This window comes from Candidatus Viadribacter manganicus (genome assembly GCF_001679665.1).
Taxonomy (GTDB): domain Bacteria; phylum Pseudomonadota; class Alphaproteobacteria; order Caulobacterales; family Aquidulcibacteraceae; genus Vitreimonas; species Vitreimonas manganica.
Map to the genome: position 1 here is coordinate 2,257,726 of NZ_CP013244.1, position 16,622 is coordinate 2,274,347.

The window sequence follows — 16,622 nt, forward strand, 5'->3', positions numbered from 1 at the left end:
GCTTGGTGCGGCGGCGCTTGCGGGATGTGCGAGTATGAACGAGACGACGAGGCGGCCGATCGTAATCGCGCATCGTGGCGCGAGCGCATATCGGCCTGAACACACGCTTGCCGCCTACGAGGTCGCAATCGAACAAGGCGCCGACTTCATCGAGCCTGATCTGGTGATGACCAAGGATCACATCCTTGTTTGTCGTCACGAGAATGAGATTTCGCAAACCACCAATGTGTCGAATCGCCCGGAGTTCGCCGAGCGCCGCAAGACCAAGACGGTGGATGGTGTGGAAGCGCTAGGCTGGTGGGTCGAGGATTTCACGCTGGCGGAGCTGAAGACGCTGCGGGCGCGCGAACGCATTCCGCAATTGCGCCCCGCCAACACCCATTACAATGACCAATTCGAAGTGCCGACATTCGCAGAAGCCTTGGCCTTGGCCAAGCAACATGGCGTGGGCATTTATCCTGAACTGAAGCACCCGACATTCCTGCGCGAGCAGGGCGTCGATCCCGTTCCGGCGTTCATTGCCGTGGTGGGCGAGGGTGGAGGCCAGAGCGCCGCTGATATCATGTACGTGCAGTGCTTTGAGATTGGCGCAATCCGCTCGCTGGCGGAAATGTCGTCGATCCGCTGGCAGTGCGTGCAGCTTGTATCGGCGGATGGCGGGCCGTGGGATCAGCGCGACACTTCCTACGCCGATATGATCGCGGGTGATGGCTTGCGCCGGATTTCTGACTATGCGCGTGGAATCGGGGCGGAGAAGGCGCTGATCATTCCACGCGATGCGAGCAATAATCTCGGCGCGCCGACGGATCTGGTCGCGCGCGCGCATGCGGTGAACCTTGTCGTGCATCCGTGGACGTTTAGGCCGGAGAATTTCTTTTTGCCGGCGTCACTGCGCATCGGCGCCACTAGCGCGGAGGAAACGCTGCGCCTGCATGGCAATATCGCTGCCGAACTGCGCGCGTTTTATGCTGCTGGTGTTGATGGCGTCTTCAGCGACGATCCGGCGGCCGCAGTCGCGGCGCGCTAAAAAACGCGGACTTTGCGGTCCGCGTTTTTGGTTTCGTGTTTGAAGCTCCGTCTTAGGCGACGCGGCGCAGCATATTGCGATTGAGGATCGGGGCTTGCGCTTCAAGGATGTCCTTCAACACGCGCTCGCGCGTTTGATCTTCCTTGATCGTCAGCAAGTGGATCTCGCGCGCGCCAAGATTTTCAGCGGCTTGCCACATGTCGTGACGCGTCAGCGTTGATGAAAAATCGGCGGTCTGCGCGGCGAACAAGCAGATCGGGCCGCCCCAGTCTTGCGACGGTTGGTCATGCGGCTTCACGAACATGTAGACGCCGCCAACGGTGTCCCAATCGCGCTGCGCGCGGGCGATCTCGAATTCGAACCAGCGGCCACTGCCGCCTTGCCAATTAAAGGTATTCAACCGCCCCTCCGGAGTTCCGACGAGACGCGAATCTAAAGTGAGTCGGCGGAGGTGAAAGCGTCGGGGTTAGGGCGCGGGGTCCATGCTTACAGATTGGACATCTGCCGCGTCGAAGGATGCAGGCCAGAAGGCCTCCACTGCAAATGCCTGCCGTTCGGCGTTGTCAGGACGATCGATCGGAACAATCCGCAATTCTACGCGCGCGAAGTTGGGCGGACCGTTCGGAGAACTGGCGCGCCCAGCGGTATAGTCCGCATCCGAAACATAAAGTGAGAAACCCTGTGGATTGTGCTCAAGCAAGTCCGAGACCAGCACGAGGCGGCGGCGTGGAATCTCCTGACCGAAATCCGGATCGGCGCCGACAGCGCGCAAACCCGCGATGATCGGAGATGCGCGCTGCGGGCCGCCCGAGCCCGCGCTGCGCAATGCACTCTCCAAGGCTTGCGCGAACTCTTCGTTCCACGTCGCTTGCACCAATCGCGGATTTTCGAACAGCGGATTGGTTTGTTCGGGCGGCCGCGGCCTAGGCGGAACGGCGCCTGCGACGGCTTCTATCACCGCCTTTTCGGTGTCGGAGAGGTCATCAGCGTCGTGGCGTGGGAGGTTTCGCGCAGCGTCATCGCGGGCGTGCTGCTTGATGCCGATTTTCTTGTCGAGCGCGGACGCGCTCATACCCTGCGGTGGCTTGACCGCCGCGCGCTCAGCGTTGGGCTTGGTTTGCCCGCCATCCATCGAGCCATTCCCCCAGACTCTGCTAAAGCGCGTATGCCGCGCTTCTCCAAGAGGCGTTCGGGGGCTATCAGGAAGGCGTGAGCGACCTCAGAGCCCTTTTGCATCTCGCCGACACCGCCGCGGCCGCCGCTGGCGAGGCGCTCCTGGCCAACCGCGCCCAATGGGGCGTGATCGAAGCCGAGCAGGGGCGCGAGGTAAAAATCGGCGCCGACAAGCACGCCGAAGAGATCGTGCTCACCGCGATCGCGCGGGAGAGCGAATACCCAATCATCTCCGAGGAGGCGGGCTGGGCGCGAGCGATGCAGCGCGGCGACCGCTGGGTTTGGGCCATTGATCCACTCGACGGCAGCGTGAACTATCTGCGCGGCTATCCGCATTGCGGCGTTTCGATTGCGCTGTTGGACAATGGCAAGCCGGTGCTTGGGGTCGTCGATTGTTTTGTGACGCGCGAGCGCTTTTCCGGCGCGATTGGCTTGGGCGCTTGGCTCAACGGCGCGCCGATGTGGGTCTCGGCGATTGAAAATCCCGCGAAGGGTATTCTGCAAACCGGCGTCCCCTCGCGCGCGAGCGATGAGTCGATGAAGACGTTCGAGCAGCGCCTGCGCACGTGGCAGAAGGTGCGGATGATTGGCTCTGCGGCGACGGCGCTGGCGTATGTCGCAGCGGGCCGCGCCGAGGCGTACCGCGAGTCAGGTTCGATGATTTGGGATGTGGCCGCTGGCTGTGCGCTGGTTGAGGCGGCGGGCGGCGTGGTACGCATCGAGGGCGCTGCGCTTGACCAGCCGCTCGAAGTTGCCGCTTCCAACGGCCTCGCGCCGCTGCCGGAATGATGTGCGAATTTTCACATTCTTGAAGTGATCGCTGCGGGTCGCGGTTTCGTAACCAAATTGTCGCAAGCGACGGAAGTCGGCGCCTTCTCCGTTAGCATCAGCAAGATGTTATGGGAGGAACATGGCGAAGGCCCGTGGACTCTGTGCTACCGGCGCTTCAAGAAAGCTCAGACGCCTAGTTTTTGACGGGTAGGGGTGGATGATCCGAGACGCGGTCCTTCTAGGGTCGGCTCAAGCAGTCTCTGAAGCCTGGGACGTGCGCGCCAAGTGGGCGCGGGCGGGCGCTACCGTGCGCGGCGCGGTGCTCGTTGGTCCCGGCGAAGTCCCGCTTCCTGTCATCACGCGCGCGCCGATCTGGGGTGCGCTCGATCTTGCCGCTGTCACCCCTGGCAGCGGTCTTATATTGGTCGATCCGCCCGCTGACGGCGCCTCTAAGCGCGCGGTGCTGACGCGCGCCGCAGAGGCGGGCCTCAAGACCTTCGTATTGAGCCGCGGCAAGGTTCGTCCGTTGCGGTTGACGGATCTGATCGGACGCCCGCCCGGCGAAGTTGATCTTGCGCGCGCGCGCGATGTTATTGCTGGGCGCCGCGTCCTGGTCACAGGCGGCGGCGGCTCGATCGGCAGTGAACTTGCGCGCCGGCTTGCAACGCTTTCGCCCGCGCGCCTCACCTTGCTCGATAGCTCCGAGCACAATCTTTACAAGATCGGGCTGGAGCTGCCCGAAGCGGTGCAAGTGCTCGCCGATATCCGAGATGCGCGCTCCATCGGCCGTTGGTTCGCGAAAGAGCGTCCCGAGATCGTGTTCCACACGGCTGCGCTTAAGCAAGTACCTATGGTCGAGGCATTCGCGAGCGAAGGCATTTTGACCAATGTGTTGGGCTTGCAGAATGTTGCGGATGCATCGCGCGGCGTTGGCGCGGACTTGATGTTCGTGTCGACGGATAAAGCTGTCGATCCGTCGGGTCTGATGGGCGCCTCGAAGCGCTTGGGTGAGATTTATTGCCAGTCGCTAGATCGCGAAGGCCCGCAGCGCGCAATCCCGGTGCGTCTAGGTAATGTGTTGGGTTCGGCCGGCTCGGTGACACCGATCTTCGAAGCGCAGCTTGCCGATGGCGGGCCGCTGACCGTCACAGATCCAGATGTGACGCGCTTTTTTCTGACCATCCCACAGGCGGCGGATGCTTTGTTGCAGGCCGCAGCCGTGGGTCTGAAGGCCGAACTTCGCGGCAGCGTCTTCGTGATCGAAATGGGCGAGGCCCTGGCGGTGGTCGAACTTGCGCGCGAAGTGATCCGCCTTGAAGGGTTGCGTCCTGAGATCGACGTGCCGATCGTGTTCACCGGCCTGCGCGCGGGTGAGAAGTTGCACGAAGCTTTGGTGGCCAGCGATGAGTGGCGCGAACCTGATCCTGCGCAGGGCGTGATCGCGGTCGCGTCACAGGCACAAGAGTTGGACGTGGTTTTAGCCGCGATGGCGAAGCTGACGGGGCTCGCGCAGGACGGCGCAAACGAAAAGATCGCTACGGCGCTCTTTGAAGCCATCGGCGCGGACTTGCTCTCGGACCAGGCGCGCGCCGTCTAGTCGAGCGTGCGCCGGAAACGCAGCAGCGCCAGCGTCGCCAACACCAACAAGATTAGCGACAGCGGCCACAGATCGCCGATCACGTCGCTGAAGCCTGCACCCTTCAAGACGATCTCGCGCACGATCCGCAGAAAATGCGTGATCGGCAACGCTTCACCGATTACCTGGGCCCACCTCGGCATGGCGCGGAACGGAAACATGAATCCGGAGAGCAAGATCGACGGCAGGAAGATGAAGAACGTCATCTGCATCGCCTGCATCTGCGTGCGCGCAACGGTCGAGATGAGATAGCCCAGCATCAGATTAGCGAAGATGAAAAGCGTCACTGCCGCGAGGAACGCGAGGAACGAGCCGGTGAAGGGGATGTGGAAGAGGAGCGTGGCGACGATCAACACGATCGCGACTTGGATGGCGCCGACGAAGACATAGGGCGTCGTCTTGCCGATCATCACTTCGAGCGGCCGCACTGGTGTCGCGAGGAGATTTTCCATGGTGCCGCGTTCAGTTTCGCGGGTGAGCGCGATCGATGTGATCATAACCATGGTCATGGTGAGGATGACGCCGAGCAGAGCGGGCACGATGTTGAAGGCGCTAACGCCGGCTGGATTGTAGCGTCTGTGGACGACGATTTCGTACGGCGGCGGCGTCTGGGCCAGGTAGGCAAGTGGGCCGTTGAACTCCGACGCGAACGCCGATTGCGCAATGCGTTCGATGGCGCTGAGCGCGCCGCTCGCCGCGACAGGATCGCTGGCGTCGGCTGCAATCATGATCTGCGGCCGCTCGCCGCGCACCATGCGGCGCTCAAAGCCTTCTGGAATGGAAATGAGGAAGGTCGCTTGTCCAGAGCGGATCATGGCTTCGCCGTCTTCAGCGCGCCGCGTGACCGCAACGACGTCGACGAAAGAAGATTGGGTGAGCGAAGCAAGGAAAGCTCGCGTCATCGGCCCATCTTCGCGCATTTCCACGACAGCCGGCATGTGACGCGGATCGGTGTTGATGGCGTAGCCGAACAGCACCAGCTGCATCACCGGCATCATGATCATGATCGCGAACGTCGGCCGGTCGCGGCGCATCTGCACGAGCTCTTTGAGAAACACGGCAAAGACGCGCGCCCACGAAAGATCGAGGAAATTCGGCAACGAAGAGAGGGCGGGCAGTTTCACTGGAAATTGTCCATCGCGCCGGACATCAGATAAATGAAGATCTCTTCGAACCCAGCCTCGATCGGTGAAATATCAACATGCGGCTGCGCGGCTTTCACGGCGCGGACTGCGCCTTCGAGGGTTGCGGGGTTCTTGCCACACGCGTGAATTTCAGCGCCGAAGCGCGCGACGAGATCGACCCCAGGTGATGCCTCAAGCATTTCTTGTGCTTGCAGGAGCGGGCGCCCTGCGATGCGCCAGCCGAAAAGGCCTATCTGTTTTGGGATTTCTGCCGTCGGGGAGTCGATGAGCTTTTTGCCGTAGGCGATGTAAGCGATGGCGTCGCATTGGACGGCTTCGTCCATGTAGTGCGTGGAAACGAGCGTGGTGACGCCCTGTGCGGAGTAGCGGCGGATCGCGTCCCAAAAATCGCGACGCGCCTTTGGGTCGACGCCCGCCGTGGGTTCATCAAGCAACAGAAGCTCGGGCTCGTGGATCATGCAGGCGGCGAGCGCGAGGCGTTGTTTCCAACCGCCAGAAAGCTTGCCTGCGAGTTGTGTCTGTCGTTCGCTGAGACCAAGATCGGCCAGCGCTTCATCTACTCGCTCGGTGCGGCGGTCGAGGCCGTAGAGGCGGGCGATGAATTCTAGATTTTCGCGGATCGAGAGATCTTCGTAGAGCGAAAATTTCTGCGTCATGTAGCCGACGCGCTCTTTGATCTTGAGGCTTTCGCGCAGGACGTCGAAGCCTAGCACTTCGCCTTCGCCGCTTTCCGGCTTTAGGAGGCCGCAGACCATACGGATGGTGGTGGTTTTGCCTGAGCCGTTTGGGCCCAAGAATCCATAGATCGCACCGCGCGGCACTTTGAGATCGAAATTGTCGACAACAGTGCGGTCGCCGAAGCGCTTGGTGAGACCGCGCACATCGATGACGGTGTTGGTCATTCCGCGATCCGCACATCCACGGGCATGCCGGGCCGGATCGGCGTTGCGCGATCGAAGCGAGCCTCGATGAGAAAGACCAGCTTCTCGCGTTGGTCGAGCGAATAGATCACCGGCGGCGTGAATTGCGGTTCGGTGGCGACAAAGCTGACGCGGCCTTCGATGGGTGCATCGCAACCATCGCAACTCACCACCACACGTGTTCCTACGGGCAAGCGTGAAAGCATCGCCTCCGGTGCGAAGAAGCGCACCTTCATGTTTTCGGGCGTCAGTAGCGCTGCGATGGGTTGACCGGCTGGCACCACTTCGCCGGGGCGATGGAAGATTTGCTGGATCGTGCCGGCGGCGGGTGATTGCCCTGTTGCATCTCCTAAGCGCGCACGTGCTAGTCCTGTTGCGGCGCTGGCGGCGCCCGCCTCGCGACGAGCTAGCGCCAATTGTGCGTTGGCGGCGTCCATCGCCGCGCGGTCTGCGTCGAGACGTGCTCGTGGGTAGAAGCCGCGACCGAACAATTCTGCGCCGCGTGCGTAGTTGCGTTGCGCCAATGTGGCTTGCGCTTGCGCGCTGCGGATGGCGGAACTAGCGGCCGCGCCCTGAGCACGGGCGGATTCTTCGATGAACGCCAACCGATCGGGATCGAGCGAGAACACTTGGGCGCCGGCTTCGACAATATCGCCTTCACGCACGTTCAGTTCGTGGATGACGCCCGTCTCTTGGCTCGCGAGATAAATGTAATCGGCCTCGCCATAGCCTTGGAGAGCATCGCTATTTTCGCGCGCGCAGGCCGCGGCGAACAGGGCGAGGGAAACGATCAAGAAGCGCTTCATGCGCGGAGCTCCAGCCCGGAGAGCAGGACATCAAACTGCTGTTTGATCAGCTTTTGTGGATCGTGGAGAGCGGTTTCACCGCCCAGGACATGCGTCCACATCGCTTCGAAGAAGAGCGGACCGATAAACGCCCGCACAATGGCGTTCTTGTCGGCGCGGCGGATCTGGCCCTTGGCCATGGCGCCTTCAATCAACGCTTCGAGCGCGCCGCGTGCTTTCTCAACGACATGCTCGCGGTAGTAGGTCGCGATTTCGGGGAAACGACCTGAGATGCCGATGACGAGGCGGGGCACGGCTAGCAGTGCCGGATCGTTCAGGCGAAAGGCGGCGGCGGTTGCGAGCGTGCGGAGCGCGTTCAACGGGTCGGCGCTGCCAGCGCTTGCGATCATCTGTGCGGTCTGCGCGAGCGGCCCGACCTTGGCTTCGATCAGCGCCTCAAGAAGCGCGACCTTGCTTTGGAAGTAGAGGTAGATGGCCGCCTTCGAGAGCCCGGCGCGCTTGGCGATGTCCTCCATGCGCGCGGCTTCGAAACCGCGGGCGCCAAACTCCTCAAGCGCCGCTTCCAAAATTTCTTCTGGCCGTGCCTCTGCCCGGCGGCGCCAGCGAGGCTCTGAGGGCTTGGGAAGGGTGGCGGGGCTCATCATTTTTATGTAACTGACTGGTCAGTTAGTTGCAAGCCTGGAATGGGCCGACCAAAGAAAAAGGCGGCGCCATGTGAGCGCCGCCTAGGTCTTGTGGGAGAGAAATTAGCCCCCGGTCAGTCGACCCAGTCGCGCTTCAGGCTGCGTGAGGCGATCAAATAGAGGATAGCGGCGGCGACGTAGAAACCGGTGCCGGCGAGGATCGAGTAGCGCAGAGATTCCTCGGCGAAGCGCTCCACCAATGCATCGGAGATGAGCCCGAGCAAATAGGTGCCGAGCCCGATGCCGATCAGGTTGTTGATGAAGAGGAAGCTCGCGCTGGCGGTGGTTCGCATGTGCGCGGGCGCCAGATGTTGCACGGCGGCGATCACTGGGCCGAGCCACACAAGGCCAAGTGCGGTCGGCGCCAGGAAGAGGAAGAACGCCACCGTCGGTGAGGGCGAAAGCAGACCGAGTGCGTAGCAAGGCGCTGCGAGTATCCACGCGCATGCAGGCACCAGAGCAAACATCGCGCGCCGCTTGGCGCCGAGTTTGTCGCCCAGCATGCCGCCAAGCCACACGCCGATAACGCCGCCGACAAGCAGGATGGCGGAGTAGAAGAACGCCGCCTCTTGCAGCGAGAAATCGTACGAGCGCTGGAGGAAGCTCGGGATCCAGAAGAATGACCCGTAGCCCATGATCGAAGAACACGAGGCGCCGAACGAGAGAAGCCAGAAGCTGGGCTTGCGCGTGACGACGCCGAGAGCTTTGAAGAATCCCGCGCGCGGTGCGTCGGCGGTAGGTTTTGTGTCGTAGCGGCCGCGCTGTGGTTCGCGGACGAAAGTCCGGAAGATCGGCGCGATGAGGACGCCCGCGAGGCCAACAACGATGAATGCAACGCGCCAGTCGACCAAAGAGGCGACAACGCCGCCGAGCGCGATGCCTGCGGCGCTGCCGATCGGGATGCCGAACGAATAGATCGCCAGAGCCCGGGCGCGCTCCTTGGGTGGGAAGTAGTCTGAGATCAGCGAATATGAGGGCGCAACGCCGCCGGCTTCGCCAACGCCGACGCCCATGCGTGCGAGGAAGAGCTGCGCATAGGTTGTCGTGAACCCGCAAATCGCCGTGAACCCGCTCCAGAGCGTGAGCGCGATGGTCATGATCCAGGTGCGGCTCCAGCGATCAGCGAGCCACGCGATCGGAATGCCGAGGCCGGTGTAGAAAAGTGCGAAAGCAAGGCCGCCGAGCAATCCCATCTCGGAATCGCTTGCGCCAAGCTCGGCCTGGATCGGCGCCGCAAGGATGCCGATGATCTGCCGGTCGATGAAGTTGAATGTGTAGACGATGAAGAGAAGCGCCAGAACCAGATTGCGGTTGGCGTCCTTGGCGGGGCTTGTGTCTGCAGTTTGCGTGGTCACGTCGCTCATCGTTCCGCCGGAAAGAAAAACGGCGGCGTGAAAGTCACGCCGCCGTTAGATGCTTAGGGAGCTAGAACCGGAATTCGATCGAGCCGGTGATGGTTTGTGGCGGGCCATAATAGCCGATGATCGAGTTGCCGAACGTCGCGCCTGGGAAGTTGTAGCCGCCAACGCGGTACTCTTCGTCGCTCAGGTTAAGCGCATGCAGGCCGAGGCGCACATGATCGCTGTCCGAGGTCCAGGTGATCGAGGCGTTGTAGAGCGTGTAGGCGCCTTGATCGAGCGCTGGGGTGGCGAACTCGAACATCTGGCTGTCACCACGATAAGCGGCGGACGGCGTGATGGCGAGCGTGCCGTTGGCGAGCGGTGCTTCGTAGGTGAACGAAAGCGAAGCCGTCAGGTCCGGCGTGTTTTGGAGAGCGGCCGATCCCGACAGATCGATTGGCACAACGATCGTGGCCGGCGGCGGCGCGGGGTTCGCGACGACCGTATTGGACATGTACTCGTTGAACTGACCATCGATGTAGCCGACCGAGAAGTTGGTGCGGAAACTATCGGTGATGCGGTAGCTGCCTTCGATTTCAGCGCCGTTGATGTCTGCGGAAGCCGCGTTGTCGACGAACGAGGCGATGCCGCCGAGCGTCGTCGGCTCCTGACGCGTGATCTGCATGTCGGTGTATTCAGATGAGAACACCGCGCCGCTGAGGTTCAGACGGCCTTGCATGAACGACGAGTGGAAACCGATTTCGTACGTGTCGACGAATTCCGGCGCGTAGCCGTTGACCGTGTCAGGTGTGAACACCGCGTCGCCGCGCATGTCGAAACCGCCTGATTTGAAGCCTTGGCTGTACGAACCGTAGAGCGTCAGCGCGTCGGAAGCTTCCCATGTGAGCGAAACGCGCGGGGTCACTTCTTCGAACGAGGCGTCGTTGGTGTAGTTGGTGCGAACCAGGCCCGGAACCGCGGCGCCGTTGCCGAAGAACGGGCTGCGGATGCCGGTGAAGTTTTGACGATAAACCTGGCCGGTCTTTTCATCACGCGTCCAACGGGCGCCGACAGAGAGCGCCAGCGAGTCGGTGATGTCGAAGCTCACATCGGCGAAGGCCGCGAGAGATTCGGTATCGACAGAGCCTTGAGTAAAGATCGTGGTCGCGAGGCCGCCGAGGACGGTGTCGAACGCGCCTTCAGCCGTTGCGTCGAGATAGAACAAGCCGGCGACGCCTTGGATCCGGTCGTAATCGAACACGAGCTGGAATTCTTGCGTGAATTGCTCGTCGCGATAGTAGGCTGGGATGTCGAGTGTCGGGAACTCGGTGTTGTCGAAGTCGATGATGCCTTCAGTTTTGCCGCGACGGGTCGCGGTGATCGAACGCAGCATCAAGTTCGGCGTGAGTTCATAGTCGATGCGCAGTGCTTGGCCCGCCGTGGTGACGTGGTTGTCGTCGCCAGCGCCGGCGCGGGTGTCGTAGACGTTCGGAAGAACGTCATATGACGTGCCGCCGGCCGGATAGCTTGCGAGGCGATGGCCGTGGCGCGGGTTCGAGTCGTCGACGACGCGATCGGCAGACAGGCGGATCGAGAGCGCGTCCGTCGGATTCCATTCAGCGCTCAGGCGGAATGCATCGACATCCTTGTTGTAGTGCTCGGCGCCGGTGACGAGGTTTTCGCCGTAGCCGTCGCGTGCATAGAGGGCGAGGGCGCCGCCAACGACGAAGTTCTCAGTCAGCGGCACGGAGCCGGAGATGATCGCTTCCATCTGGTTGTAGGAACCGTAATTGAAGCGCGCGCGCAGGTGCGCTTCTTCGGTGTCGAGCGGCGAGGTCACGTAGCGCACTGCGCCACCGACCGAGTTACGGCCGTAGAGCGTGCCTTGCGGGCCGCGCAGCACTTCGATGCGTTGAATGTCGAAGATGTCGAGAACGGCCGCTTGCGGACGCGCGACGTAGACGTCGTCAACGTAGAGACCAACGCCTGGTTCGAAGCCCCAAAGCGGGTCTTGTTGGCCGACGCCGCGGATGAACGCGATCAGCGTCGAGTTCGAACCACGGGCAACTTGAACCGTTGAGTTCGGGCTGGTTTGCTGGAGCACGGTGATGTCCGAGGCGCCGCGCTGGTCGAGTTGCTCAGCGGACTGAACCGTGATCGCGATCGGAACGTCTTGGAGCGTTTCGTCACGGCGGCGCGCCGTGACAACCAGCTCTTCTTCCTCGCTCACGCCGTCCTGTGCGAACGCTGGCGTGCTCAGCGCGAACGGCGAAGCAGCTACGCTCGCCAATAATAGCGCGACACGCGCTGTATCACCAAATCGCTTCATGGGGTTGCTCCTCCGCTCTTCAACTCGGGCCGCCGCGTGTCGCGGACAAAAGCCTCGATATGATTCAAAAAATCGTCTGGCGCTTCGAGATGTGGCACGTGGCCGGCGCGGTGAATGACGACACGCTTTGCGTTGGGCGCGGTGTGCGCCACGAACGCGGTTGCGCCGTCGTCGTAGACTTGGCTTTCGCCGCCATGGATCACGAGCATCGGCGTTGCGATGCGGGCAAGGGCGGCGCGAAAATCTTGCGAGGCCATCGAGGCCCAGAACGAGGACATCGCCGGCGCGCTAGCCTGCGCCATCTGGCCGGCAGCCCAAGCTTCGAGCTCAGGGCATGCTTCGCGCACAGATGCTGCGAACATGCGCGGCGCGAAACGGGAAACGTATGCGGGCCAATCGGCCTCGATCTCGTTCACGGTGCCCGGGATATCGTCGGCGCCGTAGCCGCTGGCGATGCCGTGCGTCCAGTTTGCGTCGTTCACGACGCGCGGGCTCATGTCTTCGACGATGATGCCGGTAAGGAGCGCGGCGATGCGGGGCGCTGCGCCCCAAAGCGCCATTGCGCCCATGGACCAGCCGATGGCGTACGCGCCCTTGAGATCGAGCGCCTCGAAGAAGCGCACGACGTCGTCGGTAAGGGTTTCGATGGTGAGCGGGGCGCTGCCCGCGTCAGAGCCGGGATGGCCGCGGAGCGTCAGGGTGTAGACGCGATAGTTTTTGGCCAGCTCGGTCGAGAGGTCGTTGAAGAAGGCGCCGTTCGCGGCCCAACCGTGCACCAAAACAAAGGGGACGCCCGCGCCGGCTTCGGCGTAGGACATGGTCGCCCCATCTGGCAAAACGAGTTGAGGCATGTGCCCCGTCTTCCCCCCTCGGACCGTTTCTCGGGCCGATTTTTTGTTGTCTTGCGCCGGCTTATATCGGAGACTTGAAACATGAGTCAATATTCAGGTTCCGAGTCGAGCGCGATCGAGGAGCGTTCGGGGCCCAAAACTGAGCGGGGCAGGCGCACGTTGCGGCGATTGCTGGACGCGGCGGCGGAGGAATTCGGCGCCCGCGGCTACCACGAGACGGCGATCTCGAGCATTACTCAACGTGCAGGTGTGGGGCTCGGTACGTTCTACGTGTACTTTAAGAGTAAGGAAGAAGTCTTCCGCGCGCTTGTCGCGGACATGGGCGCGCGCACCCGTCACGCGCTCGCCGAGAGCACGCGCGAAGCGCCGAACCGACTCGAAGCCGAGCGCCTCGGCATTCAGGCCTATCTCGATTTCGTGCGCTCACACAAAGCGCTCTACCGCGTCGTCATGGAGGCGCAGTTCGTGGCGCCGGAGGCGTACCGCGAATACTACCGCACCTTCTCGGCCGCCTATCGACAGCAGTTGGCGCAAGCCGCCTCGCGCGGTGAAATCAGTGAAGGTCAGGATGACGAAGTGCGTGTGTGGGCGTTGATGGGCGCCTCTACGTTTCTCGGGCTACGCTACGGCGTGTGGGATGATGGCGCAGACACCGCTTCAGTGGCGGAAGCAGCGTCCGATCTGATGATCAACGGGCTCGCGCCGCGAGCCAAGAACGGCGACGCGTCCTAAAAGACGCGCGCAATGGGGAGTGAGCAATGGGTGTCGACATGGTCGACATCACGGCGAAACGGGCGGCGCTGACGCCGCATCGCATCGCGTTCGAAGATGCGCTGACCGGGCGCACGCTCATCTATGCTCAACTAGAGGATCGCTGTGCGCGCTTGGCGGGCGTGTTGGCTGCGCGCGGCGTTGGACGCGAAGATCGTGTCGCAATTCTTTGCCGCAACCGCATCGAGTTCTTTGAGGTTCTGTTCGCGTGCGCCAAATTGGGCGCCATTTTGGTTCCTCTGAACTGGCGGTCGCCGGCGTCCGAGTTGCGTGCGCTGCTCGAAGATTGCAATCCGAAACTGGTGGTTTTTGGCGCGGAAGACGCGGAAACGGCGCGCGCCTTGGCGTGTCCGGCGCTCTCTTTTGACGATGAATACGAAGCCGCGGTTGCCAACGCTGCACCGCTGCGATCCGAGCAACGCTGGGCCGGCGATGCGACATGGTTCTTGATGTACACGTCGGGTACAACAGGCCAACCGAAAGGCGTCATCCAGACCTTCCAGATGTCGGTCGTGAATGCTTTTCATGTGACCCAAGCTTTCGGATTGCGTGAAGCTGACACTACGCTGAATTTTCTGCCGCTGTTTCACAGCGCCGGCATTCAACTGATTACGCTGCCGACGCTCATCGCAGGTGGCACTGTGGTGGTCATGCCAGGTTTCGACGAAGCGCGAGCGCTCTCGCTGATGCCGCGGCTCGACATCTTCTTCGGCGTGCCTGCGGTTTATCAGCAGCTCGCTCTGCACCCTGATTTTGAAAGCGCTGATCTTGCGCGCGTGCGCTCGTGGGGATGTGGCGGCGCACCGCTCGCCGATGTGCTGGTGGAGCGCTTCGCGAAGAAGGGCGTTCTCGTTTGCAACGGCTACGGTATGACCGAGACGGGGCCAACGGCGTTCCTTGCGGCGCGCCAAGATGCTCTCACCAAGATTGGCTCAGTCGGCAAACCGCAAATGCTGCTCGACGTTCGCATCGTCGATAGCGAAGGCGTCGATGTCGCCGAAGGCGAGAGCGGCGAGATCTGGATGCGCGGCGCGGGCCTTACGCCGGGCTATTGGAACAAGCCGGGAGAGACTGCGAAGGCCTTCACCGCCGATGGCTGGCTGAAGAGCGGCGACATTGGCCGGCGCGACACTGATGGCTGCTACTACGTCGCTGGGCGCATCAAAGAGATGTACATCTCGGGCGGCGAAAACGTGTATCCGGCCGAAGTCGAAAATGTCCTTGCGAGACATCCGGCGGTATTGGAAAGCGCGATCATCGGCGTACCGGACGAAAAGTGGGGTGAGGTGGGGCACGCCTTCATCATGCTGCGCGCCGACGCCGGACAGGTGACCGCCGCCGAGGTGATTCAATTTTGCCGCGCCAACGTCGCTGGGTATAAAACACCGCGCCACGTCACGTTCGTGGATGAATTCCCGCGCACCGCCGCGGGCAAGATTAGAAAACACCTCCTCGCGCCGGAGCGAAACGGACCCGCGCGCTGAGCATCAGGGAGCGCGCGAACAGATGATCGACATGCGAACTGCATCACGCCGCGCGCTGCTCGCGGGCGTTTCCGGCGCCGTGTTGACGAGTGGCTGCGCGTCTTTTTTTTCGTCCGCTCCTGACACCGGTGACAATGAGCTCAAGCGAGAGACGCGGGCGGCGATGAAGCGTGCTGCGCGGTTCATGCGCGAGCGCGTGGCGTATCGCGGTGGCTATGTGTGGAGCTACGCGCCGGACTTTTCGCGCCGCTGGGGCGAGATGGAAGCGTTTCCTTCGATGATCTGGATCCAACCGCCAGGCACGGCGACAGTTGGACATCTCTTCCTCGATTGCTTCCACGCCACGCGTGACGAGTTCTACTACCAGGCCGCGATGGACGTAGCCGAGGGCTTGATCGCCGCGCAGCATCCGGCGGGTGGCTGGAATTATCACCACGATTTCGCGGGCGAGGAGTCGACGCGCCGTTGGTACGACACGATCGGCAAGAACGGCTGGCGGCTCGAAGAATTCCACCATTACTACGGCAACGCGACCTTCGATGACGCAGGCACGAGCGAGGCGTCGCAATTCTTGCTGCGCATGTACGTCGAGCGGCGCTCATCGCGGCTGCGCGCGCCGGTCGAAAAAGCGCTCCGCTTTGTCCTCGATAGCCAGTACGTGAACGGCGGCTGGCCGCAGCGCTTTCCATTGACGGACGAAGGCGGGCTGCATGGTCACGCCGATTACACACGCCAGATTACATTCAACGATGATGTGGCAGGCGAGAACATCAAATTCTTGCTGATGGTCTATCAAACGCTTGGTGACGAACGTGCGCTTGGCGCAATTCGGCGCGCCATGGACGTGTTTGTGGCAACGCAACAACCCGCGCCGCAAGCGGGTTGGGGGCTGCAGCACGACGCGCGGACCCTGGCGCCGATCGGCGCGCGCACCTACGAGCCTGATGCGCTGACCACGCACACCACCGCCAACAACATATCGCAGATGATGAATTTCTTCGAATGGACAGGCGAGCGTCGCTTCATTGAGCGTGTGCCAGAAGCAATAGCGTGGCTCGATTCCGTGCGTTTGCGCGACGATCAAGTGCGTGTTGCTGGACGCCATTATCCGACATTCGTCGAGGTTGGATCGAACCGCGCGCGCATCGTGCATCGCCGTGGCTCGAACGTCGTCAACGGCGAGTATTATTGGAACTACGATGACGCCAAACCGATCACGCACTACTCGCAATGGCGTAACGTCGATGTTGAAGCGCTGCGGACACGCCACGCACTGCTGACGCAAGCCGTGCAAATCCAGCCGCGATCGCCGTTCGAGCGCCGCGCAGATTTCAGACTGCCGCGCTATTTCACCACGCAGAACATCGAAGTCTCGGATTTGAATTCGAATGTAGGTTCTGGCGCTGTCCAGAGACCGACGTCACAACGCGTGCAAGAGCTCATTTCGGCGCTCAATGCCGAGGGCTATTGGCCAACCGCGCTGACGGCGACGAGCAATCCCTACGCGGGCGATGGCTCAACCACACCCGCGCTGGGCGATTTCTCACAAACGTTGGTGGGCGACGCTACGGATACCTCGCCGCACACCACCGATCAGCCCATAACGGGCATCTCAACCGGCGCATTCATCCAGAACATGTCCGCGCTTCTGCTCAGTCTCGATTCAGGCGAGTGAGAGGAGGCTGG

The 16,622-nt window shown here is 62.1% G+C and carries 15 protein-coding genes; 6 read left to right on the top strand and 9 right to left on the bottom strand.

Going from position 1 to position 16,622, the window contains the following annotated elements; translation table 11 throughout:
• The first annotated feature begins 34 nt into the window (after positions 1-34).
• On the top strand, positions 35-1,027 hold the full coding sequence (locus ATE48_RS11670) for a glycerophosphodiester phosphodiesterase family protein (protein WP_066771716.1): 993 nt from the start codon (positions 35-37) through the stop codon (positions 1,025-1,027).
• 52 nt (positions 1,028-1,079) lie between these two features.
• On the opposite strand, the gene ATE48_RS11675 is transcribed toward ATE48_RS11670, so the two are convergent.
• Both ATE48_RS11675 and ATE48_RS11680 read right to left on the bottom strand, forming a co-directional pair.
• Positions 1,080-1,427: a hypothetical protein gene (locus tag ATE48_RS11675; RefSeq protein WP_066771718.1), complete on the bottom strand. Its 348-nt coding sequence runs from the start codon at positions 1,425-1,427 to the stop codon at positions 1,080-1,082.
• A 66-nt stretch (positions 1,428-1,493) separates the two neighbouring features.
• Positions 1,494-2,159, bottom strand: coding sequence for a hypothetical protein (locus tag ATE48_RS11680; RefSeq protein WP_066771720.1), 666 nt, complete (start codon positions 2,157-2,159; stop codon positions 1,494-1,496).
• Between the two features lie 77 nt (positions 2,160-2,236).
• Here ATE48_RS11680 and ATE48_RS11685 point away from each other — a divergent pair, with 77 nt between their 5' ends.
• Positions 2,237-2,989, top strand: a complete 753-nt coding sequence (locus ATE48_RS11685) for an inositol monophosphatase family protein (RefSeq protein WP_083197314.1) — start codon at positions 2,237-2,239, stop codon at positions 2,987-2,989.
• 199 nt (positions 2,990-3,188) lie between these two features.
• Positions 3,189-4,568 (top strand): polysaccharide biosynthesis protein, encoded by a 1,380-nt coding sequence (locus ATE48_RS11690; RefSeq protein WP_066771724.1) that lies wholly within the window; start codon positions 3,189-3,191, stop codon positions 4,566-4,568.
• On the opposite strand, the gene ATE48_RS11695 is transcribed toward ATE48_RS11690, so the two are convergent.
• The 7 genes from ATE48_RS11695 to ATE48_RS11725 form a co-directional block, all read right to left on the bottom strand.
• On the bottom strand, positions 4,565-5,731 hold the full coding sequence (locus ATE48_RS11695) for an ABC transporter permease (protein ID WP_228126592.1): 1,167 nt from the start codon (positions 5,729-5,731) through the stop codon (positions 4,565-4,567). The two genes, ATE48_RS11690 and ATE48_RS11695, sit on opposite strands and share 4 nt — an antisense overlap.
• Positions 5,728-6,654 (bottom strand): ABC transporter ATP-binding protein, encoded by a 927-nt coding sequence (locus ATE48_RS11700; RefSeq protein WP_066771728.1) that lies wholly within the window; start codon positions 6,652-6,654, stop codon positions 5,728-5,730. Before ATE48_RS11700 ends, ATE48_RS11695 begins: the two co-directional genes overlap by 4 nt.
• The gene (locus ATE48_RS11705) at positions 6,651-7,478 is read right to left on the bottom strand and encodes an HlyD family secretion protein (protein ID WP_066771730.1); all 828 of its coding nucleotides are present in this window, start codon (positions 7,476-7,478) and stop codon (positions 6,651-6,653) included. Before ATE48_RS11705 ends, ATE48_RS11700 begins: the two co-directional genes overlap by 4 nt.
• Positions 7,475-8,044, bottom strand: coding sequence for a TetR/AcrR family transcriptional regulator (locus ATE48_RS11710; RefSeq protein WP_229255088.1), 570 nt, complete (start codon positions 8,042-8,044; stop codon positions 7,475-7,477). The genes ATE48_RS11705 and ATE48_RS11710 overlap by 4 nt, the downstream gene beginning before the upstream one ends.
• 191 nt (positions 8,045-8,235) lie before the next feature.
• Complete coding sequence (locus tag ATE48_RS11715) at positions 8,236-9,525, bottom strand: spinster family MFS transporter (RefSeq protein ID WP_066771732.1); 1,290 nt, start codon at positions 9,523-9,525, stop codon at positions 8,236-8,238.
• A 61-nt stretch (positions 9,526-9,586) separates the two neighbouring features.
• The gene (locus ATE48_RS11720; RefSeq protein WP_066771737.1) at positions 9,587-11,830 is read right to left on the bottom strand and encodes a TonB-dependent receptor; all 2,244 of its coding nucleotides are present in this window, start codon (positions 11,828-11,830) and stop codon (positions 9,587-9,589) included.
• Positions 11,827-12,681, bottom strand: a complete 855-nt coding sequence (locus ATE48_RS11725; RefSeq protein WP_066771738.1) for an alpha/beta fold hydrolase — start codon at positions 12,679-12,681, stop codon at positions 11,827-11,829. Before ATE48_RS11725 ends, ATE48_RS11720 begins: the two co-directional genes overlap by 4 nt.
• Positions 12,682-12,762: 81 nt before the next feature.
• Between ATE48_RS11725 and ATE48_RS11730 the strand changes: the two genes are divergently transcribed.
• The 3 genes from ATE48_RS11730 to ATE48_RS11740 are packed head-to-tail and all read left to right on the top strand — an operon-like array spanning position 12,763 to position 16,611.
• The gene (locus ATE48_RS11730) at positions 12,763-13,413 is read left to right on the top strand and encodes a TetR/AcrR family transcriptional regulator (protein ID WP_066771739.1); all 651 of its coding nucleotides are present in this window, start codon (positions 12,763-12,765) and stop codon (positions 13,411-13,413) included.
• Between the two features lie 26 nt (positions 13,414-13,439).
• The gene (locus tag ATE48_RS11735) at positions 13,440-14,936 is read left to right on the top strand and encodes a class I adenylate-forming enzyme family protein (protein WP_066771740.1); all 1,497 of its coding nucleotides are present in this window, start codon (positions 13,440-13,442) and stop codon (positions 14,934-14,936) included.
• 31 nt (positions 14,937-14,967) lie between these two features.
• A complete protein-coding gene (locus ATE48_RS11740) occupies positions 14,968-16,611 on the top strand; it encodes a pectate lyase (RefSeq protein WP_066774962.1) in 1,644 nt (547 codons plus the stop codon).
• Positions 16,612-16,622 lie beyond the last annotated feature (11 nt).

Coding starts and splice junctions, on each gene's coding strand:
- ATE48_RS11690 (WP_066771724.1), top strand. CDS start 3,189: ATGATCCGAGACGCGGTCCTTCTAGGGTCGGCTCAAGCAGTCTCTGAA.
- ATE48_RS11700 (WP_066771728.1), bottom strand. CDS start 6,654: ATGACCAACACCGTCATCGATGTGCGCGGTCTCACCAAGCGCTTCGGC.
- ATE48_RS11720 (WP_066771737.1), bottom strand. CDS start 11,830: ATGAAGCGATTTGGTGATACAGCGCGTGTCGCGCTATTATTGGCGAGC.
- ATE48_RS11740 (WP_066774962.1), top strand. CDS start 14,968: ATGCGAACTGCATCACGCCGCGCGCTGCTCGCGGGCGTTTCCGGCGCC.
- ATE48_RS11705 (WP_066771730.1), bottom strand. CDS start 7,478: ATGAAGCGCTTCTTGATCGTTTCCCTCGCCCTGTTCGCCGCGGCCTGC.
- ATE48_RS11680 (WP_066771720.1), bottom strand. CDS start 2,159: ATGGATGGCGGGCAAACCAAGCCCAACGCTGAGCGCGCGGCGGTCAAG.
- ATE48_RS11725 (WP_066771738.1), bottom strand. CDS start 12,681: ATGCCTCAACTCGTTTTGCCAGATGGGGCGACCATGTCCTACGCCGAA.
- ATE48_RS11735 (WP_066771740.1), top strand. CDS start 13,440: ATGGGTGTCGACATGGTCGACATCACGGCGAAACGGGCGGCGCTGACG.
- ATE48_RS11715 (WP_066771732.1), bottom strand. CDS start 9,525: ATGAGCGACGTGACCACGCAAACTGCAGACACAAGCCCCGCCAAGGAC.
- ATE48_RS11730 (WP_066771739.1), top strand. CDS start 12,763: ATGAGTCAATATTCAGGTTCCGAGTCGAGCGCGATCGAGGAGCGTTCG.
- ATE48_RS11670 (WP_066771716.1), top strand. CDS start 35: ATGAACGAGACGACGAGGCGGCCGATCGTAATCGCGCATCGTGGCGCG.